Origin of the sequence: Pantoea sp. YR525, from assembly GCF_900116775.1 — a bacterium.
GTDB classification, from domain to species: domain Bacteria; phylum Pseudomonadota; class Gammaproteobacteria; order Enterobacterales; family Enterobacteriaceae; genus Pantoea; species Pantoea symbiotica.
In genome coordinates, this window is the sequence record NZ_FPBU01000015.1 from 13,251 (window position 1) to 36,725 (window position 23,475).

General features: G+C 56.5%; 18 protein-coding genes. 11 read left to right on the plus strand and 7 right to left on the minus strand.

The window, feature by feature from the left end; genetic code table 11:
- Window positions 1-7: 7 nt before the first annotated feature.
- From hpxZ to BM323_RS22755, 4 genes are read right to left on the minus strand one after another with little or no spacing between them, the layout of a single operon-like run.
- Entirely contained in the window at window positions 8-391 is a 384-nt protein-coding gene (hpxZ, locus tag BM323_RS22740) for an oxalurate catabolism protein HpxZ (RefSeq protein WP_008105221.1), read from the minus strand.
- Between the two features lie 2 nt (window positions 392-393).
- A complete protein-coding gene (locus BM323_RS22745; protein ID WP_008105222.1) occupies window positions 394-1,791 on the minus strand; it encodes an AtzE family amidohydrolase in 1,398 nt (465 codons plus the stop codon).
- Window positions 1,788-1,973 (minus strand): oxalurate catabolism protein HpxX, encoded by a 186-nt coding sequence (hpxX, locus tag BM323_RS22750; protein WP_008105223.1) that lies wholly within the window; start codon window positions 1,971-1,973, stop codon window positions 1,788-1,790. Before hpxX ends, BM323_RS22745 begins: the two co-directional genes overlap by 4 nt.
- A 12-nt stretch (window positions 1,974-1,985) precedes the next feature.
- Complete coding sequence (locus BM323_RS22755; RefSeq protein WP_008105224.1) at window positions 1,986-3,572, minus strand: gamma-glutamyltransferase family protein; 1,587 nt, start codon at window positions 3,570-3,572, stop codon at window positions 1,986-1,988.
- Window positions 3,573-3,777: 205 nt separating this feature from the next.
- Between BM323_RS22755 and hpxU the strand changes: the two genes are divergently transcribed.
- The 11 genes from hpxU (at window position 3,778) to BM323_RS22810 (ending at window position 14,590) form a co-directional block, all read left to right on the plus strand.
- A complete protein-coding gene (hpxU, locus tag BM323_RS22760) occupies window positions 3,778-4,617 on the plus strand; it encodes a MurR/RpiR family transcriptional regulator HpxU (protein ID WP_091004323.1) in 840 nt (279 codons plus the stop codon).
- Window positions 4,618-4,809: 192 nt separating this feature from the next.
- Window positions 4,810-5,595, plus strand: coding sequence for a transporter substrate-binding domain-containing protein (locus tag BM323_RS22765; protein ID WP_008105226.1), 786 nt, complete (start codon window positions 4,810-4,812; stop codon window positions 5,593-5,595).
- 3 nt (window positions 5,596-5,598) lie between these two features.
- A complete protein-coding gene (locus tag BM323_RS22770) occupies window positions 5,599-6,264 on the plus strand; it encodes an amino acid ABC transporter permease (protein ID WP_008105227.1) in 666 nt (221 codons plus the stop codon).
- Entirely contained in the window at window positions 6,264-6,920 is a 657-nt protein-coding gene (locus BM323_RS22775) for an amino acid ABC transporter permease (RefSeq protein ID WP_036648539.1), read from the plus strand. Before BM323_RS22770 ends, BM323_RS22775 begins: the two co-directional genes overlap by 1 nt.
- Entirely contained in the window at window positions 6,901-7,632 is a 732-nt protein-coding gene (locus BM323_RS22780; protein ID WP_007887180.1) for an amino acid ABC transporter ATP-binding protein, read from the plus strand. Before BM323_RS22775 ends, BM323_RS22780 begins: the two co-directional genes overlap by 20 nt.
- A gap of 21 nt (window positions 7,633-7,653) precedes the next feature.
- Complete coding sequence (locus tag BM323_RS22785; protein WP_091004326.1) at window positions 7,654-8,889, plus strand: pyridoxal-phosphate-dependent aminotransferase family protein; 1,236 nt, start codon at window positions 7,654-7,656, stop codon at window positions 8,887-8,889.
- On the plus strand, window positions 8,886-10,151 hold the full coding sequence (gene hpxK, locus BM323_RS22790) for an allantoate amidohydrolase (protein ID WP_008105230.1): 1,266 nt from the start codon (window positions 8,886-8,888) through the stop codon (window positions 10,149-10,151). The genes BM323_RS22785 and hpxK overlap by 4 nt, the downstream gene beginning before the upstream one ends.
- A 2-nt stretch (window positions 10,152-10,153) precedes the next feature.
- Window positions 10,154-10,648, plus strand: a complete 495-nt coding sequence (uraD, locus tag BM323_RS22795; RefSeq protein ID WP_008105231.1) for a 2-oxo-4-hydroxy-4-carboxy-5-ureidoimidazoline decarboxylase — start codon at window positions 10,154-10,156, stop codon at window positions 10,646-10,648.
- Window positions 10,645-10,980 carry a hydroxyisourate hydrolase gene (gene uraH / locus BM323_RS22800; protein WP_008105232.1) on the plus strand — a complete coding sequence of 112 codons (336 nt, stop codon included), beginning with the start codon at window positions 10,645-10,647 and terminating at the stop codon, window positions 10,978-10,980. Before uraD ends, uraH begins: the two co-directional genes overlap by 4 nt.
- 270 nt (window positions 10,981-11,250) lie before the next feature.
- Window positions 11,251-13,449, plus strand: a complete 2,199-nt coding sequence (katG, locus tag BM323_RS22805) for a catalase/peroxidase HPI (RefSeq protein ID WP_008105233.1) — start codon at window positions 11,251-11,253, stop codon at window positions 13,447-13,449.
- A 280-nt stretch (window positions 13,450-13,729) separates the two neighbouring features.
- Window positions 13,730-14,590 (plus strand): flagellin N-terminal helical domain-containing protein, encoded by an 861-nt coding sequence (locus tag BM323_RS22810; RefSeq protein WP_255348925.1) that lies wholly within the window; start codon window positions 13,730-13,732, stop codon window positions 14,588-14,590.
- A 36-nt stretch (window positions 14,591-14,626) separates the two neighbouring features.
- Here BM323_RS22810 and BM323_RS22815 read toward each other — a convergent pair whose 3' ends face one another.
- The 3 genes from BM323_RS22815 to BM323_RS22825 form a co-directional block, all read right to left on the minus strand.
- Window positions 14,627-15,394 carry an amidohydrolase gene (locus tag BM323_RS22815; RefSeq protein WP_008105235.1) on the minus strand — a complete coding sequence of 256 codons (768 nt, stop codon included), beginning with the start codon at window positions 15,392-15,394 and terminating at the stop codon, window positions 14,627-14,629.
- Window positions 15,382-16,542, minus strand: a complete 1,161-nt coding sequence (locus BM323_RS22820) for a pyridoxal phosphate-dependent aminotransferase (protein ID WP_008105236.1) — start codon at window positions 16,540-16,542, stop codon at window positions 15,382-15,384. The genes BM323_RS22815 and BM323_RS22820 overlap by 13 nt, the downstream gene beginning before the upstream one ends.
- 242 nt (window positions 16,543-16,784) lie before the next feature.
- Window positions 16,785-23,378: an Ig-like domain-containing protein gene (locus tag BM323_RS22825; protein WP_091004329.1), complete on the minus strand. Its 6,594-nt coding sequence runs from the start codon at window positions 23,376-23,378 to the stop codon at window positions 16,785-16,787.
- Window positions 23,379-23,475: the final 97 nt, after the last annotated feature.

Genomic DNA, 23,475 nt, shown 5'->3' on the forward strand with positions numbered 1-23,475 from the left:
ACCGCACTTAACTCATCAAACTCACCTGCGCCGCGACAATCCGCCAGCCGCACGGCAATCGCACCCACGTCTGCTGCTGGCGTCCAATCTTCTCCACGCCTTCACGCGTAAACTCGGTACTGCACACCGCATAGTCATCGCCAAAAGTGGTAATCACCGTATTACGTAACTCGCGCTCCAACCCTTTCGACGGACGCGCCGCGCGGAAAGCGCGAATCTCATCAATGCCATACAGATTCTCACCCGCGCCCAAACGCACGGTACGTTTGTCGTGCCAGAACAGCTCATCCAGCACTTCAACGTCATTGCTGATCAACGCCTGCTCGTAGCGGTAAAAGGCGGCGGTGACTTCGGCGAGCACTGCCGGGCGATCGATATGTTCAGGTGTCATCTTCAGGCATCCATTAAGGTGGTTTGTGGCAGCGTCAGCCCTTGCTGTTGCAGCGCCCAGGCGGCGCGCAGTGCCAGATGTTCTTTAAACGGTGCGGCGATCAGCTGTAAACCAATCGGCAAGCCGCTGGCGGTTTGCAGCGGCACGGTGCAGACCGGTAAGCCGAGGAACGAAATCGGCTGGGTCAGCATGCCCATGCTGGCGCGCGTCGGTAAATGCTGGCCGTTGATGTGAATGGTTTCCTGGCCGATGGTGGTGGCGGTGCACGGTGTGGCGGGTGCAATCAGCACATCGAACTGTTCAAACAGCGGCAGCACCTGCTGCTGGAAGTGACGGCGGAAACGCTGCGCCTGCACGTACCACGCCGAGGGCAGCATCGCTCCGGCCAGCAAGCGTTCACGTGAGTTGGGCTCGAACTGCTCGGGCTGCGAGCGCAGCATCGGCAAGTAGTGATTGCCGCCTTCTGCGGCGGTCATGATAAAGGCCGCCGAACGGGCGATCTCTGCATTCGGTAAAGTCACTTCGTCGATTGCCTGCAGTGCTTTAGCCGCAACGACCACGGCGGCGCGCGCTTCATCGCTGCACCAGGTTGAGAAGAACCCGCCGAGTACCGCGCTACGCACGCCTTCTGCGCCCTTGCTGAGCCCGGCGCTGACTGGCGCAACGGGCTGCGCGGCCTGGAAGGCATCGCTGACATCGGCACCTTGCAAGGTGTCGTACACCAGGCTCAAATCTTCAACCGAACGGGCAAATGGGCCGATGTGATCGAGGCTGGCGACAAACGGATGGCTGCCGCTACGCGATAAACGGCCAAAGGTCGGTTTCAGGCCGAAGATGCCGCACAGCGAAGCGGGCACGCGAATCGAGCCGTTGGTGTCGGTGCCGAGCGAGAAGTGCACCAAACCCGCCGCCACCGCCGCCGCTGAACCGCCGGACGATCCGCCCGCCACGCGGGTTAAATCGCGCGGATTGTGCGTCGCGCCGTAATGGGTGTTTTCGGTGGTAAAGCCGTACGCATAGGCATCCATATTCAGCATGCCGGAGAGCAGCGCGCCAGACTGACGCAGTTTGCTCACTGCCCACGCATCCTCGCGGGCTGCCGCGCGTTCGCTGAACAGGCTGGCTCCGGCTAAAGTGCTGTGTCCGGCGACATCAAACAGGTTTTTCACCGCGTAAGGAATGCCAGCCAATGGCGGCAAGGCTTCGCCGCGCTGGCGCTGCTGATCGATCTGATCGGCTTCGCGCAGCATGCGCTGGCCGGTAACTTCGGTCCAGGCGTTGATTGCGGGATTATGCTGTTCAATCGCCGCCAGCGTATGTTGTGCGATATCGCGGGCGCTGATCTCGCCCTGACTCAGCGCCTGCTGCAGGGCGTTAATCGATAATGACGACAGTTTCATGGATGAAACACTCCCGCCACTTCCAGCCGATCGTCGAGCGGCAGCGCCATCAGCGGCTCGGCCATCGCGGCGATGCGGTTGAACTGCGTCAGCAGCTCGGCGCGACGCGCATCATCCAGCTCCAGCGCCAGAATCTGTTCCATTTGGGCGATATAGGTGGCCCAATCCAGTTGTGAACTCATCAATAATCTCCGTTAGAAACCGGCGGCACTGCCGTTGCTGCGCGGATCGAACGCGCCTTCCAGCATGCCGTTGTTGTGTCTGACGATCGCGCCTGCATGGCCGACCACTTCACTGAAATCAGATAGCAGTTCAACCTCATGGCCGAGTGCGCGCAGCTGCTGCACCGTTTCCGGTGCGATGCGCGCTTCGAGCTTAAGCGAATCAGATGATTGTCCCCACGTGCGACCCAGCAGCCAGCGCGGCGCGCTCACCGCCTGTTGCAGAGGATGCCCCTGAATCACGTGACGGGTGAAAATCGCTGCCTGGGTTTGCGGTTGGCCGTCGCCGCCCATCGAACCGTACACCATGGTGCGGCCATCTTTGAGACGCGCGGCGGCGGGATTAAGGGTATGGAACGGCTGTTTGCCCGGCTGCAGCGCCAGCAAATGATCGGGCTGCAGGCTGAAAGCGGCCCCCCGGTTTTGCCAGGTGATGCCGGTGCCAGGCAGTACCACGCCGCTGCCGAATTCGTGATAGACGCTCTGGATGAATGAAACGGCCAGCCCGCTGCTGTCCATCACGCCCATCCACACGGTGTCGCCCGGTCCGCGCCCGGTGCCCCACGCAGCCGCTTGGTGATCGTCCACCTGCGCCGCCAGCGTGCTGAGATGTTCAGCATCCAGCAGGCTCTGTACATCAATGTCGATGTGACGCGGATCGGTGATGTGCTTGTCGCGCAGCGCGAAGGCTTTTTTGGTGGCTTCGACGATGCGGTGCACGGTTTGTGCTTCATTGGCGTCAGCCATATTAAGTCGATCGGTAATACCGAGGATCGCCAGCGACACCAAACCCTGCGTCGGCGGCGTCATGTTCCAGATATCGCCTTCACTGTGCGCCAGATGCAGCGGCGTGCAGCGGCGGGCTTTATGCGTCTGCAAATCTTCCAGCGTGATCGGCATCCCCAACGCGCTCATTTCGCGCGCCAGATGGTGCGCCAATTCACCGCGATAAAAACTCTCGAGTCCGTGATCGCACAGCGTGCTCAGGGTGTTCGCCAGCGCCGGTTGGGTGAAGCGGCTGCCTGCCACCGGCACGCTGCCGTCCGGTAAAAAGGTGGCGGCAAAACCGGGTTGATGCTGCAACTCATGCTGTTTGGCGGCGGTAGCGGCGGCCTGCGAGGCGGTGACCGGAATGCCGTCGGCGGCATAGCGAATCGCATCGCGCAGCAAGCGGGTTAATGGCAGTGGCGTAGCGCCGAGTTCCTGCGCCAGCGTCAACGCTTCCTGCCAACCGCTCACGGTACCCGCAACGGTTAAGGCGGCTTTGGGACCGCGATGCGGAATATGCGTTTCGCCGTGATAGAAATCGAGATGCGCCAGTGAACCGGCCGCGCCGCTGGCGTCAATGGCGATGGGATCGCCGTGTGGCGGCACCACCAGCCAGAAGCCGTCGCCACCTAAACCGTTCATGTGCGGGTAAACCACCGCGATAGTGGCAGCGGCGGCCACCATCGCTTCCAGCGCATTGCCGCCTTCGCGCAGCACCGCTAAGGCGCTTTCGCTGGCGAGATGATGTGGCGTAACGGCCATGCCTAACGGCGCCATGTTGCTCTGTATCATAGTGAACTCTTTCTCTGTTATGGCTTGTAGGGTGCATTTGAACGGCGGTCGCCATGAATGGCGACCCTACAACCGTGCGGTGCGGATTTGTGCGCACCTGGCAAATACTGCATAAATCTAAGCAAGAGCTGTTCCAATTTGGTCGGACATCAATCTGGATCGATTTATGCTAGCTTGTGATGAAACGAAAGTTACAGGACCGATGATGAAACAACTTGATGAACGCCTTCGTAGTCACTATCCGCAACTGTCGCCGCAGGAGCAGCGCATTGCCGACTTCGTGTTTGACCATTTTGATGACCTGATCAGCTACAACAGCGCCGAGCTGGCGCGGCTGAGCGGCGTGTCGAAGGCGACGGTTAGCCGTTTGTTCAAGCGTCTCGGTTACGAGAAATACAAGGACATGCGCGATGAGCTGCGCATCCTGCGCCAGAGCGGCATGCCGCTCACCGACAATCGTGATGCGGTGCAGGGCAACACCTTGCTGTCACGCCATTATAAGCAAGAGATGGCGAATCTGACGCAGTGGGTTAACAGCATCGATCCGCAGCAGTTTGGCGAGGTGATTAGCGCGCTGGGCGCGTCAAAACGGGTGTTTATCATCGGCATGCGTAACGCCTATCCGGTGGCGCTGCACCTGCGACAGCAGCTGATGCAGGCGCGTCCGCAGGTGCATGTGCTGCCGCAGCCGGGCCAGACGCTGGGCGAAGAGTTGGTGGATATCACGCCCGACGATATCGTGGTGGTGATGGCGTTTCGTCGCCGTCCACGCATCATCCGTCCGCTGATGCAGCAGCTGCAGCAGAGCAATATCCCGGTGCTGGCGCTGTGTGAGCCGCAGGCGCAGGGCATTATCACGCTGGCTCGCTGGCAGCTTTGCGCACCGCTCGACAGCGTTTCCGCCTTTGATAGCTACGCCTCCGCCATGAGTTTGGTAAACCTGCTGGCGAATGCGTTGCTGCATGAAATGTTGTCGCAGGGCCGTCAGCGCATCCATCAAATTGCCGATCTTTATCAACATCTCGACGAGCTGGAACACCGATAACGGGCGCCATCATGGTGCATTGCACTGTTTTTGATCGTTAATTCCAACGGGCGCGATGCCCGTTTTTGCTGCCTGCAACACGGTAAATCCACGTTTTTTTCCCTTTCTTCTTCCGGTACTGCGGTTGGCACATTAGTTGCAGAATGATTCACCAAGAATCTTTTGTTTCACGTAAACTCACCGGGGTGCATAATGAAAAAAGTATTATTAGCGGTAGCAGGCGCGGCATTGCTGATGGCGCAGGTCGGGAGTGCGATGGCCGATCAGCTGCAGGATATCCAGAAGCGTGGCGTGATCCGCGTGGCGGTTCCGCAGGATTTCCCGCCGTTCGGTTCCGTGGGTACTGACCTGCAACCGCAGGGCTACGATATCGACATGGCGAAGTATCTCGCCAAACAGATGAAACTGAAGTTGCAGCTGGTGCCGGTTTCCAGCGCCAACCGCGTGCCGTATCTGCAGACCGATAAAGTCGATCTGGTGATCTCCAGCATGGGAAAAAACGCCGAGCGCGAAAAAGTGATCGATTTCACCCAAGCGTATGCGCCGTTCTTCCTCGGCGTATTTGGTCCGAAAGGTGAAACCCTGAAAGATGCGGCAGCGCTGAGCGGAAAATCCATCGGCGTCACGCGCGGTGCAGTGGAAGATATGGTGTTGAGCGATATCGCGCCTAAAGATGCACAGGTGAAGCGTTATGAAGATAACAACACCACGCTGTCGGCCTATCTTTCCGGACAAGTGCAATATGTTGCCACCGGTAACCTGGTTGTCGCCGCCATTGCACGTCAGAACGCAGCGAAAGCACCGGTTGCCCAGTTCATGCTGAAAGATTCACCGTGCTACATCGGCCTGAAAAAAGATGAGCCGGCGCTGAAAGAGAAAGTGAATGCGCTGATTGAGCAGGGCATCAAAGACGGCACGCTGAACAAGCTGTCGGAAGAGTGGCTGAAAGCGCCGTTGCCAGCCAACCTCGGCGCATAAAGCATGGCGCAACTTAACTTTGCCGATCTCTGGCCGCACTGGCCAGAGTTGCTGGCCGGATTGTGGGTCACGATTCAGATCACCGTGCTCGCCACCGTGGGCGGCGTCAGCCTCGGGATTCTCGGCGCGGCGCTGCGCAGCGGCAAACCGAGCTGGGCGAGCCGCATCTGGGGCCTGTATGTCGAGCTGATCCGCAATACGCCGTTTGTGGTGCAGCTGTTTTTTATCGTCTTTGGTTTGCCCAATCTCGGTCTGAAACTGACGGCGGGCGAAGCCGCGCTGCTGGCGATGTTGATTAACCTTGGCGCTTACAGCACCGAAATTATTCGCGCCGGGATTCAGGTGACGCCGCGCGGCCAGTGGGAAGCGGGGCGCGTGCTGGGATTGACCCGCACGCAAACCTTTATCCGCGTGGTGCTGCCGCCGTCGCTGCAGCGCATTTATCCGGCGCTGGTCAGCCAATGCATCATTGTGATGCTCGGTTCATCGGTGGTGTCGCAGGTGTCGTACGAAGAGTTGACCTTTGCCGCCAACCTGATTCAGTCGCGCACATTTTTGAGTTTTGAAGTCTATTTCGTGACCACGCTGATCTATCTGGTGTTGTCGATTGCCATGCGCCAACTGCTGCTGGCGCTGGGACGTAAATGGTTGGGAGCGCAGCCGGCATGATGACGCAATTTACCGACTGGGACATCCTGCGCAACCTGCTGCTGGCAGCGCGCTGGACAATTTTACTCTCGCTGGTGGCGTTTTTTGGCGGCACGCTGGTGACCTTACCGCTGCTGTTTATGCGCCTGCTGAAGCGTAAATGGCCGATGCGCTTTGTGCGCGCGTACACCGAGCTGTTTCAGGGCACGCCGCTGCTGATGCAGCTGTTCCTCGCCTTCTTTGGTGTCGGCTTGTTCGGCATCGATGTGGCGCCCTGGACCGCCGCCTCGCTGGCCTTAACGCTCTACACCAGCGCGTTTCTGGTGGATATCTGGTACGGCAGCATTCGCGCCCTGCCAAAAGGGCAGTGGGAAGCGTCGCGCTGTCTTGGCCTGACCTTTGGTCAAACGCTGTTTCGCGTGGTGGCGCCGCAGGCGATTCGTATCGCTATCGCGCCTACGGTTGGGTTTGCCGTGCAGGTGATTAAAGGCACCGCGCTGGCTTCGATTATCGGTTTCGTCGAGCTGACCAAAGCCGGCACCATTTTGAATAACGTGACGTATGAGCCGTTCAAGGTGTTTGGCCTGGTGGCGCTCGGTTACTTCCTGATGTGTTATCCGCTGTCGCGTTACAGCCAGTACCTGGAGAAAAAATTCAATGCCGCTCATCACCATTAATCAGGTACAGAAGTACTACGGCGACAACCACGTCTTGAAAGGTGTCGATCTCGATGTCGATCACGGCGAAGTGATCTCGATTATCGGCCGCAGCGGATCGGGAAAAAGTACCTTGCTGCGCTGCATGAACGGGCTGGAAGGCTATCAGGAAGGCAGCATCAAACTCGGCGGCATGACCATTACCGACCGCGAATCGCAGGCGCGTGAAATCAGCCGCTCGGTCGGCATGGTGTTCCAGAACTTCAACCTGTTCCCGCACATGACGGCGCTGGAAAACGTGATGCTGGCGCCACGCCGCGTGCTGAAGAAAAGCGAAGCTGAATGCCGTGAACTGGCAACGCAGATGCTGGAGAAAGTCGGCCTCGGTGAGCGCATCAATTACTACCCGGCCAATCTGTCTGGCGGTCAGCAGCAGCGCGTGGCGATTGCCCGTGCGCTGGCGATGCAGCCCAAAGTTTTACTCTGTGATGAGATCACCTCCGCGCTCGATCCCGAGCTGGTCGGCGAAGTGCTGAAAGTGCTGGAGCAGCTGGCCGCCGAAGGCATGACGCTGATTCTCGTCACCCATGAAATGAACTTCGCCCGCGACGTGGGCGATCGCGTGGTCTTTATGCATCAGGGGCGCGTCTGGGAGCAGGGCGACAGCAAAACGCTGTTCGCCAATCCGCAAACGGCGGAGCTGAAGCAATTTATCTCCACGGTCCGCCTCTAAGTTTTCTTTAAGGAATACAACATGGATATCAGCCAATTTTCGCAAATCAATCCGCCACAGCGTCTGCTGATGGGACCGGGCCCGATCAACGCCGATCCGCGCGTGCTGCGCGCCATGTCGAGCCAGCTGATTGGTCAGTACGATCCGGCGATGACGCACTACATGAACGAAGTGATGGCGCTGTACCGTTGCGTATTCCGCACTGAAAACCGCTGGACGATGCTGATCGACGGCACCTCACGCGCCGGTATCGAAGCGATTCTGCTGTCGGCGATCCGTCCGGGCGACAAAGTGCTGGTGCCGGTATTTGGCCGTTTCGGTCATTTGCTGTGTGAAATCGCCCGCCGCTGCCGTGCGGAAGTGCACACCATTGAAGTGCCGTGGGGCGAAGTGTTTACGCCGGATCAGATCGAAGATGCGATCAAAAAAGTGCAGCCGCGCCTGCTGCTGACGGTGCAGGGCGATACCTCGACCACCATGCTGCAACCGCTGGAAGAGCTGGGCGCGATCTGCCAGAAATATGGCGTGCTGTTCTACACCGATGCCACCGCGTCGCTCGGCGGCAATGCGCTGGAAACCGATGCGTGGGGCCTGGATGCGGTATCGGCTGGCATGCAGAAGTGCCTCGGCGGACCGTCCGGCACCTCGCCAATCACGTTGAGCCCGCAGATGGAAGCGGTGATCCGCAAACGTAAATGCGTGGAAGAGGGCATCCGCACCGCCGATCATCAGGATGGCGACGACGAGATGATCTACTCCAACTATTTCGATCTCGGCATGATCATGGATTACTGGGGCCCAGAGCGCCTTAATCACCACACTGAAGCCACCACCGCGCTGTTTGGCGCGCGTGAATGTGCGCGTCTGATGATGCAGGAAGGATTAGATAACGGCATCGCGCGCCATAAGCTGCATGGCGATGCGCTGCTGAAAGGCATTCAGGGTATGGGCCTCGAAACCTTCGGCGATCTGCAACACAAAATGAATAACGTGCTCGGCGTGGTGATCCCGCAGGGCGTGAATGGCGATCAGGTGCGTAAGCTGGTGCTGGAAGATTTCGGTATCGAGATCGGCACTTCGTTTGGTCCGCTGCACGGCAAAGTGTGGCGCATCGGTACCATGGGTTACAACGCGCGTAAAGATTGCGTGATGATGACCTTAAGCGCGCTGGAAGCGGTGCTGAATCATGTTGGTTTCCGCACCACGCAAGGCGCAGCGATGCAGGCTGCGTGGGATCTTTACGGGAGCCGCGCATGAATAAAAGCCTGATGACCGCCAGCGAGGCGCAGATCGCCGCCGCTCGCGTCATGGCGCGCTGTGATGCGCTGGCTGAGATCAGCGAAAGCGAAGATGGCCTGACGCGCGTTTATCTGTCGCCGGAACAGCTGCGCGCCAACGCGCGCGTCGGCGATTGGATGCAGGCCGCGGGCATGACGACCTGGCAGGATGCGGTGGGCAACATTTGCGGTCGCTACGAAGCGGCGCAGCCGGGCGCTCAGGCGCTGCTGCTCGGTTCGCATCTGGATACGGTGCGCAACGCCGGTCGCTACGACGGCATGCTCGGCGTGTTAAGCGCTATCGAAACCGTGCAGTGGTTGCACGATCGGCAGCAGCGTTTACCGCTGGCGATTGAGATTGTCGGCTTCGGCGACGAAGAGGGCACGCGCTTCGGCATTACGCTGCTCGGCAGCCGTGGCATTACCGGCAGCTGGCCGGAAAGTTGGGTGACGCATCCTGATGGCAATGGCATTACCGTGGCAGAAGCGATGCAGGACGTCGGTTTCGATGCGGCGAAAATTCTCGACGCGGCGCGTGATGTCAATGAGATCGCCGCCTATCTGGAACTGCATATCGAGCAAGGTCCGTGCCTTGAGCAGGAAGATTTGGCGCTTGGTGTGGTGACGGCAATCAACGGTGCGCGTCGTCTGAATTGCAGTTTTATCGGTGAAGCCGGCCATGCGGGCACCGTGCCGATGGCGCATCGCAAAGATGCGCTGGCTGCGGCTGCCGAATGGATGGTGTTTATTGAACACACCACGCAGGAGCACGATCCGCAGCTGGTGGCGACCGTCGGCACGCTGAGCTGCTTGCCGGGCGCGGTCAACGTGATCCCCGGCGAAGTGCAGCTGTCGCTCGACGTGCGCGGTCCGCAGGATGAGCCGCTGGAGCGTTTGCTCTCCACGCTGCTCACTCAAGCGCAGGCGATTGCGCTGCGTCGCGGCTTAACCTTCAACTCCAACACGTATTACCAGATTGCCGCCACCGCCTGTGATGCGCGCTTGCAGCAGGCGCTGAGCCACGCGGTAGAAACCGTGCAAGGGCGCAGCCTGTCGCTGCCAAGCGGCGCGGGACATGATGCGATTGCTATCGCTGAGCGCTGGCCGGTTGGCATGCTGTTTGTGCGCAACCATCGCGGCATCAGCCATCATCCGGCGGAATCGGTACAAACCGCTGATGTGGCGCTGGGCGTGCAGGCGTATCTGCAAGCGGTTTACGATATTGCACGTGCTAAGGAATAAAGATGGATTTAGTCAGCTTCAATCAGTTGTCACCCGAAGCCGCGCAGACGGCGATTGCCCACTGCGTGGCGATTCCCGGCTGGCAACAGGCGCTGGTGGCGGCACGGCCTTATGCCGACGTTGCGGCTTTGCAGGCAGAAGCCGATCGCCTGGCGCAGTTTTGGCAAGCCGCTGAGCTTGAGCAGGCGCTGAGTGCCCATCCGCGCATTGGCGACAAAGTGGCGGGCGCGGACAAAGAGGCCACGCTGTCGCGCAGTGAGCAGTCGGCGATGCAGCAGACGGACGGTGCGTTGCAATTGGCGATGCTGGCGGGTAATCAAACCTATGAGCAGCGGTTTGGCCGGGTGTTTCTGATTCGTGCCAAAGGGCGCAGCGGCGAAGAGATGCTGGCGGAATTGCAGCGTCGGCTTAACAACGATGCAGCGAGTGAACAGCGTGAAGCGCTGGCGCAGCTGCGTGAAATTACCCTGTTGCGGCTAAAGGAGAGCATCACATGAGCACCATTACGACGCATATTCTCGATACCGCGCTGGGCAAACCGGCGATTGGCGTGGCGGTTTCGCTCGAGCAAAATAGCCCGGAAGGCTGGCTGCCGCTGGTGGAAGGCAAAACCGACAGCGACGGACGCATTAAAGATCTGACGCCCGAACCGCTGGCACCGGGTCATTATCGTTTGACGGCAGAGATCGGCGACTACTTTGCCGCCGAAGGGCGCGATGCGCTCTACGTGAGCGCGCAGATCGATTTCGTGATTGGTGCCACAGGCAGCCATTATCATCTGCCGTTTCTCATCTCGCCGTGGTCATGGTCAACCTATCGCGGCAGCTGATCCGCGTTTAATCACGGCCGGTGCGCATAAATGCGCACCCTACAAAACCGAAACCGGCCTATTGCCGCATAAATTCCCATATCTGTCCCTTGTAGGGTCGCCATTCATGGCGACCTGGTCCACACCCATTTTGCGAAGCGCATCACGCGCTGCGCTTGAAAGCCAGTAACTATCAAAACCTTCGGTTCATCCAAATATATTCCTGGCGAAAGTGCAGCTAATCTTAGTCGCATATTAGAAAGCAATGTGAAGCCAATGGAGCCGATAAACATGAGCACGCACGACAATAACGATAATGCAGCAGCCGCAGGCAAGTGCCCCTTTCATCACGGGGCGTCTGAAGAGAAAAGTGTTCTGGCGCGTGGCGCTGGTGGCGGGACATCCAACCGCGACTGGTGGCCCAATATGTTACGCGTCGACCTGTTAAACCAGCACTCCAACCGTTCCAACCCACTTAGTGACAACTTCAACTACCGCGACGAATTCAGCAAGTTGGATTACTCCGCATTAAAAGCCGATATCCGCGCACTTCTCACCGATTCGCAATCCTGGTGGCCAGCCGACTGGGGCAGCTATATTGGGCTGTTCATTCGCATGGCGTGGCACAGCGCGGGTACCTATCGCACCATCGATGGTCGCGGCGGTTCTGGTCGTGGTCAGCAGCGTTTTGCGCCGCTGAACTCGTGGCCGGATAACGTCAGCCTTGATAAAGCGCGTCGCCTGCTGTGGCCGGTGAAGCAGAAGTACGGTCAGAAAATTTCCTGGGCCGATCTCTACATTCTGGCGGGCAACGTCTCGCTGGAAAACGCGGGCTTCCGCACCTTCGGCTTTGGTGCCGGTCGCGAAGACGTGTGGGAACCGGATATGGATGTGGATTGGGGCCACGAAACCGAATGGCTGGCACATCGCCATCCAGAAGCGCTCGCCAATGCACCGTTGGGCGCCACCGAAATGGGCCTGATTTACGTTAACCCGGAAGGTCCGGAAGCCAGCGGCGATCCGAAATCAGCCGCGCCGGCGATTCGTGCCACCTTCGGCAATATGGGCATGAACGACGAAGAGATCGTGGCGCTGATTGCTGGCGGCCATACCTTGGGTAAAACTCACGGCGCGGCAGAAGCCAGCCACGTTGGCGTTGATCCTGAAGAGTCACCGATTGAAGCGCAGGGCCTCGGCTGGACCAGCAGCTACGGCAGCGGCGTGGGTAAAGATGCCATCACTTCAGGTCTGGAAGTGGTGTGGACGCAAACCCCAACGCAGTGGAGCAACTACTTCTTCGAGAACCTGTTCAAATACGAATGGGTGCAAACGCACAGCCCAGCGGGCGCAATCCAGTTCGAAGCTGTTGATGCCGAAGCGATTATCCCGGATCCGTTTGATCCGGAGAAAAAACGTAAACCGACCATGCTGGTAACCGATCTGACGCTGCGTTTTGACGAAGAGTTTGGCAAGATTTCGCGCCGCTTCCTCAACGATCCGCAGGCGTTCAATGAAGCCTTTGCCCGCGCGTGGTTCAAACTGACGCACCGCGATATGGGACCAAAAGCGCGTTACATTGGTCCGGAAGTGCCGAAGGAAGATTTGCTGTGGCAGGATCCGTTACCGCAGGCGATTCATCAGCCAACGCCTGCTGATATCAGCGAGATTAAAGCGCGCATTGCTGCTTCAGGTTTGAGCGTCAGCCAGCTGGTTTCAGTGGCCTGGGCTTCAGCATCGACCTTCCGTGGCGGTGACAAACGTGGCGGCGCCAACGGTGCACGTCTGGCATTAGCGCCGCAGAAAGATTGGGCGGTGAATGCCAGTGTAATCAATGATGTGCTGCCAACCTTGCAGAAGATTCAGCAGGAATCCGGCAAAGCGTCGCTGGCTGATGTGATTGTGCTGGCGGGTAGCGTAGGTATCGAACTGGCCGCTTCAGCCGCTGGCGTGGCAACGCAAGTGCCATTTACGCCGGGCCGTGTTGATGCGCGTCAGGATCAAACCGACGTTGAGTCGTTCAACTTCCTGCAGCCGCTGGCCGATGGTTTCCGCAACTATCGTCGCAGCCCGAAAGGTTCTTCAACCGAAACGCTGTTGTTAGACAAAGCACAGCAGCTGACGCTGAGCGCGCCAGAATTGACGGTGCTGATTGGTGGTCTGCGTGTTCTCGGCACTAACTTCGACGGCGGCCAGCACGGCGTGTTCACCGATCGCGTTGGCGTGCTGAGCAATGACTTCTTCGTCAATCTGCTCGACATGCGCACCGCGTGGAAAGCCACCGACGAGAGCGAAGAACTGTTTGAAGGCCGCGATCGTCTGAACGGTGAAGTTAAGTTTAGCGCCACACGTGCCGACTTAGTGTTTGGATCGAACGCTATTCTGCGCGCGCTGGCCGAGGTATACGCCAGCAGCGATGCGAAGCAGAAGTTCGTGACCGACTTCGTCGCCACATGGACCAAAGTGATGAATCTGGATCGCTTCGAGCTGTAATCACCAGCAGAAGCTATTCAACTTCAAAGCAAGGCAGCCGAAAGTGGCTGCCTTATTTTTTGCTGTTTTTTCACTTAATGTCGAGATTATTAAAATTTTACGCTGAAAAAACAGCGTAATAATGCTGCCTGATCGGGCGAAAATCGTAAGACCTGACTCAAACCGGTTCTTAAAGGATTCGAACACTAAAATACGCTCACTCCTGTGACGCTCTTAAGTAGGTGCGCAAAAGGCCCACAACGGAGCAACAACAGTAGGATAAATAATTATGAAAATATCGATGTATACCAATGCTATAAGCATGACTTCAACCCGATCGCTGGGCAAAGCCACTGATGCGCTGAGCGTTGCCATGCAGCGTTTGGGAACCGGCAAACGTATTAACAGTGCGGCTGATGATGCGGCAGGTCTGCAAATCGCCACCCGCTTGCAGTCACAATCCAATGGCATGACCGTGGCGAAGCACAATATCGCACGTTCGAGTGCGATGATGTCGCTGGGTGAAGGCGCGCTGGAAGAGGTGACCAACGTGCTGCAGCGCATGAAGGAGCTCTCTACTCAGGCAGCCGATGACAGTTTCAGCGCTGAAGATCGTAGTGCGATGCAGTCAGAGTACGACGCGTTGTTCAGCGAAATGGATAGCATCATGCGTAATACTCGTTACGGATCTGAGCCGTTATTGCAGAGCGTGATCCCGCCGGAAGTAAAAGGCAAGTTCACTTCTACCGTGCAATTCCAGATTGGTAGCTCAAGTGATGAAGTGCTGAAAGTAAATCTGGATAGCAAGCTGCAGGGTTCTGTGGATGCGATGTTAAACCTGGTGACCGTTCCGGGTAACCCAGGTGCGCTGGAAGATGCGACAACGGCGAACGACAACATTGATCTTGTCAGTGAAGCGTTGGAAAAAGTGCAGTCAGTACGCAGTGAATTCGGTTCTAACATCAACCGTTTGCAGTACACCGACGCTAACCTGAGCAATATGCGCGACAATACCGATATTAATATCGGTACCATTGTCGATGCAGATTACGCCATGGAAGTGACGAAAATGACACGCATGAACATGCTGATGCAAAGCAGCCAGGCAATGTTAAATCAAGGCAATGGCATCGCGAAAATGGCGTTGAATTTGCTGGGATAGTGCATTGAAACGCAGGGAACCTCTCCCTGCGTTGTTTTATAAGGTAAAGTTATCTGCGTCGCGCCATGCCGGAAAACGCTCACGGTAAGCTTGCAACTCTTCGAGTGACAACTCCGCATCCAAACGCGCGCGCGCAAACGGCTCGCCAGCCGCCAGAATCTCACCCTGTGGCGAAATGATCCGGCTATCCCCACTGTATTGATGATGATTGCCATCGCTGCCGACGCGGTTACAACCCGCAACATAAGCCTGATTTTCAATGGCACGGGCTAACAGCAGCGACTGCCAGTGCAAGGCGCGCGGTGCCGGCCAGTTAGCGACATACAGCGCCAAATCATAATCATTGTGATTGCGGGAAAACACCGGGAAGCGCAGGTCGTAGCAAATTTGCGGCAGAATACGCCAGCCGCGCCACTCAAACACTTCGCGCGTTTCACCCGCCACATAGTGCTGATGCTCATTGGCCATGCGGAACAAATGACGCTTGTCGTACTGATGCAGCGTGCCGTTCGGTTCGACCAGCAAGAAACGGTTCACCGCGCCTTTTTCCGTCTGGATCGCCGCACTGCCGCCGACTAGCGCGTTGCTGGTTTGTGCGTGCGCGTGCAGCCAGGCGACGACTTCATCCTGCGGCAGCGAACTTTCGGCGGCTTCCATGGCAAAACCGGTGGTGAACATCTCCGGCAACAGAATGATGTCGCGGCCTTCAATGCCTTTCAGCACGCCATCGAAGTGACGCAGGTTGGCTGCGCCATCCATCCAACTCAGGGTTTCCTGTAGAACGGTAATTTTCAAAGCTGACATAAGCGCTCCGCAGCGGCGTCGAGTGTCGCCTCTTGTTTGGCAAAGCACAGGCGAATCAGCTTGTGCGGGAAGGGTTCGGCGCAGAATACCGACAGCGGAATCGCCGCCACGCCGACTTCTTTGGTCAGCATCTGGCAGAAACTCACGTCATCCAGATCGGAAATCGCGCTGTAATCCACAAGCAGGAAATAAGTGCCTTCACACGGCAGCACCTTGAATCGGCTGGCGGAGAGCTTCTGAATAAAGCGATCGCGGCGCGCGCGGTAGAACTCTGGCAGTTCACGATAGTGCTCAGGTTCCTGACGCAGCATATCGGCAATCGCCAGTTGCGCCGGTGTGTTCACCGAGAAAGTCAGATACTGATGCACTTTGCGGATTTCAGCGCTGATCGCTGCCGGGGCAATGCAGTAACCCACTTTCCAGCCGGTCATGTGGAAGGTCTTGCCAAATGACGATACCGCAATTGAACGCTGACGCAGTTCAGCATGCGCCAACACGCTGGCGTGGCCCGCTTCGGCGAAACAGATGTGCTCATACACTTCGTCGCTCAGCACATAGATTTCCTGCTCTGCAATTGCCTGCCACAGCTCGACGTAATCGCTTTTGTGCCACACGGTAGCGGAAGGATTGTGTGGCGTGTTCAGAATCACTAAGCGGGTTTTGCTGCTCAGCAGGCTACGGAATTCGTGCCAGTCAACGCGGAAACCCGGCGGCTGCAGGGCGATGCGTTTTAACACGCCGCCCGCCAGCTGCACGGCAGGCGCGTAGCTGTCGTAGCTTGGGTCGAAGCAGATCACTTCGTCACCGGCACGCACTAATGCGGTAATTGCGGCGTAGAGCGCTTCGGTCGCGCCTGCGGTGATGGTGATGTCGCTGTTGACGTCAGGCGTGTGGCCGTAAAGCGCAGCGGTTTTCTCAACAATCGCTTCACGCAGTGGCAATGTTCCTATCATTGGAGCGTATTGATTGGCGCCCTGGCTGACGTGGAAGGCCAGACGTTGTTGCAGGTAGCGTGGGCCGTCGAAATCGGGGAAACCTTGCGAGAGATTGATGGCGTTGTGTTGCTGCGCTAGTGCGCTCATTTGCGTAAAAATGGTGGTACCGAGCGCCGGTAATTTGCTCTCGGGGATCAGGTTGTGCTGCGTCATTGTTTATGGCCTTAAGCGCGAATGTCGTTGCGGAGTCACCTTGTGTTGTCGTCACTATAAACAGGATAACAATTCAGGGCAATCCAGACGCTTAGAGGTCCAAATCAATATTGGTCGTTATTATTGAGTTTTGCAGATTAGCGATGAAAATTGCTGATGATTCTGCAGGGTGCGCATAAATGCGCACCCTACGAAAAACGCGCCAATCCTTTGTAGGGTCGCCATTTATGGCGACCTGCGCATTACATGAGTTCCGTTTTCAATCCGGCCTGAATCAAAATTTCGACATCTGAGTTTTGATTGTGCCACACGTGATACTCGACGCCTGAAGAGGTAATTGTGCCCTTGGCCACCACCCATTCGTTAGCATCAAAGTTCTCCAGCTGACGGGCCAAAATCGCGCTATCACCTTCGTTACCCTTCACCTGAATCTGCTTTTTATCATCATCAATGAACAGGGCATGCTGTCCCAGAGCCAGCACATCTTCGGCACTGAGCGTTAGCTGATTATCACCGTCGCCACTGAGATCAATGGTGTTGAGGGCAGATAAGGTTTTTTGCAGTGCTGACAGATCAAGTGATTGATTGCTGCCGGTTATGTTCAGCGTGTTAATCGCCAGCGGAGCATTATCATCCAACGTTACGCCATGGATGCCGCTTCCATCCCATTCGGCATTTACAGCAATGTCGTTGTTGGAGAAGGTCGACTTGTTATCAATAACGATGGTGAATTGTGGCGACCACGCGCTGGTATTACCGGCTTGATCGGTGTACTGAATGCGGAAGTCCCAGGCTTCATCATATAAAGGCGTCGTCGGTGTCCAAAGCCATCTACCATCAATTGAATCGGCTTTAACGGTAGCTGTTCCTAGCCAGGCACCATTATCAATGCCATATTGAATGGTTACCGTGGCCCCTTTTTCAACATGGCCTTCAAGGGTTGGCGTACGATCTTTGGTTTTACCGTAGTGACCCACGTAGCCACCCCAATTGTCACCATTGACAGCTACCCTTTCTATGGCAGGTGCGGTAGTGGATTTATCCAACACCACATTTTTAATCTGATCAGCGAGAACATTATTTTTGCTGTCAGCGACCTGAAGCCTGTATTGCCAGTTACCGGAGTGCGCCGCATTATCCCTTGCCGTCCATGTTGTACCGGTGACGGTGGCCTTAGACCAGGAAACGCCGTTCCAGAAGTTCAGGGTTTCACCTGCGCCCAGTGCTTTACTGAGCGTGCCCGTTACGTTGCGTCCTGCGGTTCCATCATTGGTAATGAAGTCGGTTTGGCTGCTACCCGTATCCTTATCCATTTGCGAAAGCTTGATGGTAACGGGATTGGCATAGATAAATTCCCAGTCAGCAGACGAGGAACTCAGGAAGGTTCCCACTTTCATTTTTACATTGATTTTATGTAAGCCGACACTCAGGCCACCCGCATATTCCCACTCCCATGCCCCATTAGCATCGGCTTTAACGCTATCAATACGTTTGTTGCCGTCATAAATTTGCACCACACTGTTAGGGAGTGCTTTACCGGCAAATTCCGGACTCCAGTCCGCGCTGGTGGCACCTGAAGGAAGCGCAACGTTTTTAACGTCATCGAAAGCTTTCTCAATGGTCGGTGGTGCAACGATAGTTATAGGATATGAAGGTAACGGTTTGCCTGAAGACTCAAGTATTTGGAATATCACATCACCAAGTGGGAGTTCTTGTATTGGGGTCCAGGACCAATTGCCATTTGAGTCAATTGGCGCATTTCCTTGCGCAACAATATCCCCTTTGGTGTTGATAACCCAGAAGTTAATAATATCATTCGGTTTTCCCGTGCCTTTAAAGGTGGAGTGGCGATCATCGGATAATCCATGTTGTGGCACCATGTCACTGCCACCAACGTAGTCCCATACGCTGCCAATCGTTGGTTCAATTATTTGTTCCAACGTAACGTTTTGCTTCACTGGCGCTGATACATTACCGGCCACATCAACAGCTCGCACCTGATATTCCCAGTCGCTGGTGTGTGCTTTATCATCGGTGAACCACCATGCCTGTTCACCATTCAAGGTTGCTGCTGCCCAGGTTTTACCGCCATCCAATGAGTACTCAACGATTACACCGGTCACCTTGTGCGACTTATCGAGTGTTCCATATACGCGGCGATTTTGGCTGCCATCATCGGTTATCCAATCACGTGATGCGGCGCCGACACCACTATCCTTCTCCATATATACAAATTTGAGCTGGTTGTCAGAAGGCGTGATGTCATAAATGACCTGGAACTCTTTCTCCGGCGAGAAATTCCCATCAGCATCAACAACGCGCAATTTATAGATCCAGTCGGCTGTGTGCGCGGTTGCATCCTGTGCTTTCCAGTTCTTACCGGTGACAGTGGCATTAATCCACGCGCTGCCATTCCAGAACTGCAGCGTTTCACCAGCGACGAGTTTGCGGCTGATTTTGCCTACAACTTCACGGTTGGCTGAGCCATCATTGGTGATCAAATCGGTCTGGCTGATGCCGGTATCTTTCTCCATGCTTGTGAGCGTGAAGGTGATCGGCTGCATGCTGACGTACTCAAACTCCCACGGCGGGGAGAAGTCGCTCTGGAAGGCATCTTTCTCCATTTTCACCGTGATGCTGTGCTTGCCCACGCTCATGCCAGTGGCATGTTCCCACTCCCATGCTCCATTGGTATCCGCGGTGACGCTGCTTATCAGCTTGCCGTTGTCGTAGATATAGACAAGGCTGCCCGCTAGCGCTTTGCCATACAAACGTGGCGTGCTGTCATCGGTGGTTGCGCCGTTAGTCAGCCATTCTGAGGTTTGCCCTGCGTCATCAAAGGCTTTTTCAATGGTTGGGCCTTCAACGAGATTGAAAGTGTAAGTGGCTGACTCAGCACCAGTTTTCTGGCTAAAGACATAGACTTCCGTTTTGCCCAGCGGCCATGGCGTGGGTGATGTCCATTCCCAGTTACCTTTGCTGTCCACAACAGGATAAGGTTTGGAAAATACATGCCCGGTTCCCGTTCCACTTTTATCCAGAAGGAATATAAAAATCTTATCCCCCGGTGTACCCGTACCTTTGAGCCTTGGGGTTAGGTCATCCGAATAACCATTCTGCAGCACGACATTACTGCCACCTACGTCATCCCAAACTTCAGTGATAGCTGGAGCAGCATCGCCGAGTACCACGCTTTGTTTAACCGGCGTGGTGGTATTCCCCGCGATATCGGTGATGCGCACCTGATATTCCCAGTTGGTGGTATGTGCGGTGTTATCGGTAAAGCTCCAGAAGAGGTTGTTTACCGTCAGCGGGTGCCAGGTCTTACCGCCATCGAGCGAGAACTCGGCGATATCACCAGCGTCGAGTTTTCTGTCAAAGATGCCTGATACGCTGCGTCCGGCGCTGCCATCGGAGGTCTGCCAGTCGCCAGTTGTGCCATCGTCTTTACTCATCTCAACAAAGAACGCCTGAACAGCTGAAGGCGTGGTGTCCAGAACCACCTGGAAATCCTGCTCAGGCGATACGTCACCGAGGCTGTTGACCACGCGCAGTTTGTATTCCCAGTCGGCGCTGTGCGCCGTGGCGTCCTGCGCTTTCCAGTTCATGCCGGTAACGGAGGCGTTGACCCAGGCGCTGCCGTTCCAGAACTGCAGCGTTTCTGACGCGGAGAGTGCGCGGCTGAGCGTACCGCTGACTTCGCGGTTGGCTGAACCATCGTTGGTGATGAAGTCGGTCTGGCTGCTGCCGGTGTCTTTCTGCATGCTGGTAAGGGTAAAGCTGACCGGCTGCATGCTGACGTATTCAAACTCCCACGGCTGCGAGAAGTCGCTCTGGAACGCGCCTTTCTCCATTTTCACCGTGATGCTGTGCCTGCCGACGCTCATGCCGGTGGCGTGTTCCCACTCCCAGGCACCGCTGGCGTCTGCGGTAACGCTGGCAATCAGTGAACCGTTGTCGTAGAGATAAACCAGGCTGTCGGGCAGCGCTTTACCGTACAGGCGCGGAGCGCTGTCATCGGTGGCATCGCCGTTAGCCAGCCAGTCCTGGGTCTGGCCGGCGTCATCGTAGGCTTTCTCAATGGTCGGCGGCTTAACCAGCTTGATGTCATAGAGAGCAGAATCGAGGCCTGAAGATGAGATAGCCGCATAGCGTACATTTTCGCTCGTCACCGGTGTGGGCTGCGTCCAGGTCCAGGTGCCGTCTGCTTTCACATCGACAGTGCCCACTTTAATCAGCTTGTCACTGCCATATTTTGCCCAGATTTCAAGCTGCGAATTCGGGTGGCCGGTGCCGACCAGGCGTGGCGTAAAGTCATCGGTGTAACCTTCATGTGGCACCACGCGGCTGTTGCCGACATCGTCCCAGATCTCAGTGATGACGGGCGCAATTTCAGTCAGGGTGACCGCCTGCTTAACCGGCACGGTTACGTTGCCGGCAATATCAGTGATGCGCACCTGATATTCCCAGTCACCAGTGTGCGCACTGCCGTCGGTGAAGCTCCAGCTGTTGTCAGCGGCAACGCTGAGTGCCAGCCAGGTTTTACCACCATCGAGTGAGTATTCAATGATGTCATCTGCACTGAGTGCTTTGCTCAGCGTGCCGTGCACGGTACGCCCGGCGCTGCCGTCGGTGGTTTCCCAGTCACGTGTGTCGCTGCCGTCATCTTTGGTCATATGATCGAAGGTGACCTGCACGTCAGATGGCGTGGTGTCTAACACCACCTGGAAATCCTGCTCCGGCGATACGTCACCGAGGCTGTTGACCACGCGCAGTTTGTATTCCCAGTCGGCGCTGTGCGCCGTGGCGTCCTGTGCTTTCCAGCTCATGCCGGTAACGGTTGCATTGACCCAGGCGCTGCCGTTCCAGAACTGCAACGTTTCCGTCGCGGAGAGTGCGCGGCTGAGCGTACCGGTAACTTCGCGGCTGGCTGAACCATCGTTGGTAATGAAGTCGGTCTGGCTGCTGCCGGTGTCTTTCTGCATGCTGGTAAGGGTAAAGCTGACCGGCTGCATGCTGACGTATTCAAACTCCCACGGCTGCGAGAAGTCGCTCTGGAACGCGCCTTTCTCCATTTTTACCGTGATGCTGTGCCTGCCGACGCTCATGCCGGTGGCGTGTTCCCACTCCCAGGCACCGCTGGCGTCTGCGGTGACGCTGGCAATCAGTGAACCGTTGTCATAGATATAAACCAGGCTGTCGGGCAGCGCTTTACCGTACAGACGCGGAGCGCTGTCATCGGTGGCATCGCCGTTAGCCAGCCATTCCTGGGTCTGACCGGCATTATCAAAGGCTTTATCGACGGTTGGGGCAGATACCAGGTTGAGCGTAACGGGATCCGAAGCCAGTCCTGTCTTTGTCACCATATCAAAGGTAATTTCACCCGGCTGCAGTGCTGCTGATGGCGTCCACTCCCAGGTGCCGTCTGCTTTGACGAGCACCGATCCTATTTTTTTGCTGTAGTTTTCGTTGCTGTAAAAGGCATAAACATCAAGCGTGGCTCCGGGCTGTCCGGTGCCTTTCAGCGTTGGTGTGAGGTCGTCGGAATAACCGTTATGAGCGACCAGATCGTTACCGCCGTGGTTGTCCCACATTTCAGTAATGACGGGCATAATTTCAGCCAGCGTCACCGTCTGTGTGATCGGCACGGTAACGTTGCCGGCGATATCGGTAATGCGGACCTGATATTCCCAGTCGCTGGTGTAAGCGGCGTTATCGTTAAAGCTCCAGCTGTTGTCGGCCGCGACGCTGAGCGCCAGCCAGGTTTTACCGCCGTCGAGTGAGTATTCAATGATGTCGCCAGCGCTCAGCGCTTTGTTCAGAGAGCCATATACCGTGCGTCCGGCGCTGCCGTCGGTGGTTTCCCAGTCACGCGCATCGGTACCATCGTCCTTATCCATATGCCCGAAGGTAACCAGCACGTCGGATGGCGTGGTATCCAGCACCACCTGATGACTCTGCTCCGGCGTGGCATTGCCTGCCGCATCAACGACACGTAATTTGTACTCCCAGTCGGCGCTGTGCAGCGTGTCGTCCTGCGCCTGCCAGTTCATGCCGGTTACGGTGGCATAGACCCACTTGCTGCCGTCCCAGAACTGCAGAGTTTCGGAGGCGGCGAGGGCGCGGCTCAGCGTACCTTCCACGCTGCGTCCTTCAGAGCCGTCTTTGGTGATAAAGTCGCTGCCGCTGCTGCCGGAGTCTTTGTCCATGCGGTCAAAAGTGAATCCAACCGGTATCAAACCTGCGGAGGTCCAGCTTACGTTATCGATGTGGAAGCCGTAGTCACCGACACCCGGCTCATCGCCAGTGATGAGCTCTGCGCGGGCAATTAACATACCGGCGGGGGCGGTGAAGCTGAGGGTCTTGATATCAAATTGTTTGGCCGTGACGGAGCCAGTGTAGAAAAGCTTTTCACTGCCAATCAGGTTGCCATCAGCATCGTAAAAGTTAATCACCGTACTGTGGTTATGCAGGGCAAAGTAATCAAAGCTGAATTCGGACATGCCCTGAGAGCCAAGGCTGAAGTTGATGGTGCTTTTTTCACCCACCAGCAGAGTTTTTGAGTTGTAACCGAACCAGTTGAACTCGGCGATTTCAAGGCGACTGTTGTGATTCTGGATGATCAAACCCGTCTCGGTTTCGAGCTGGGCGCCGATGGCTACCTTCTGTACGCGCTCTTCATCAAAGCTTTCCCCGATCGGCGAGGCAGAGGCCAGCAACGTAGCATCGGTTACCGGTGCGGCGGAAACGGCCGGATCAGGGATATCGCCGGATGACTGAGGCAGTTCATCCTGCTCGGTACCGTAAGGGTTGTAGCGATTCTTTTTGAAATCCATTTTCTTAACCATTGAATTGAGATAATGGCCGGTATCCTAAACAGGCAAAAAAAATACGCCGTACAGACATGTCTGTTATCCGAAGAATATATTTTTG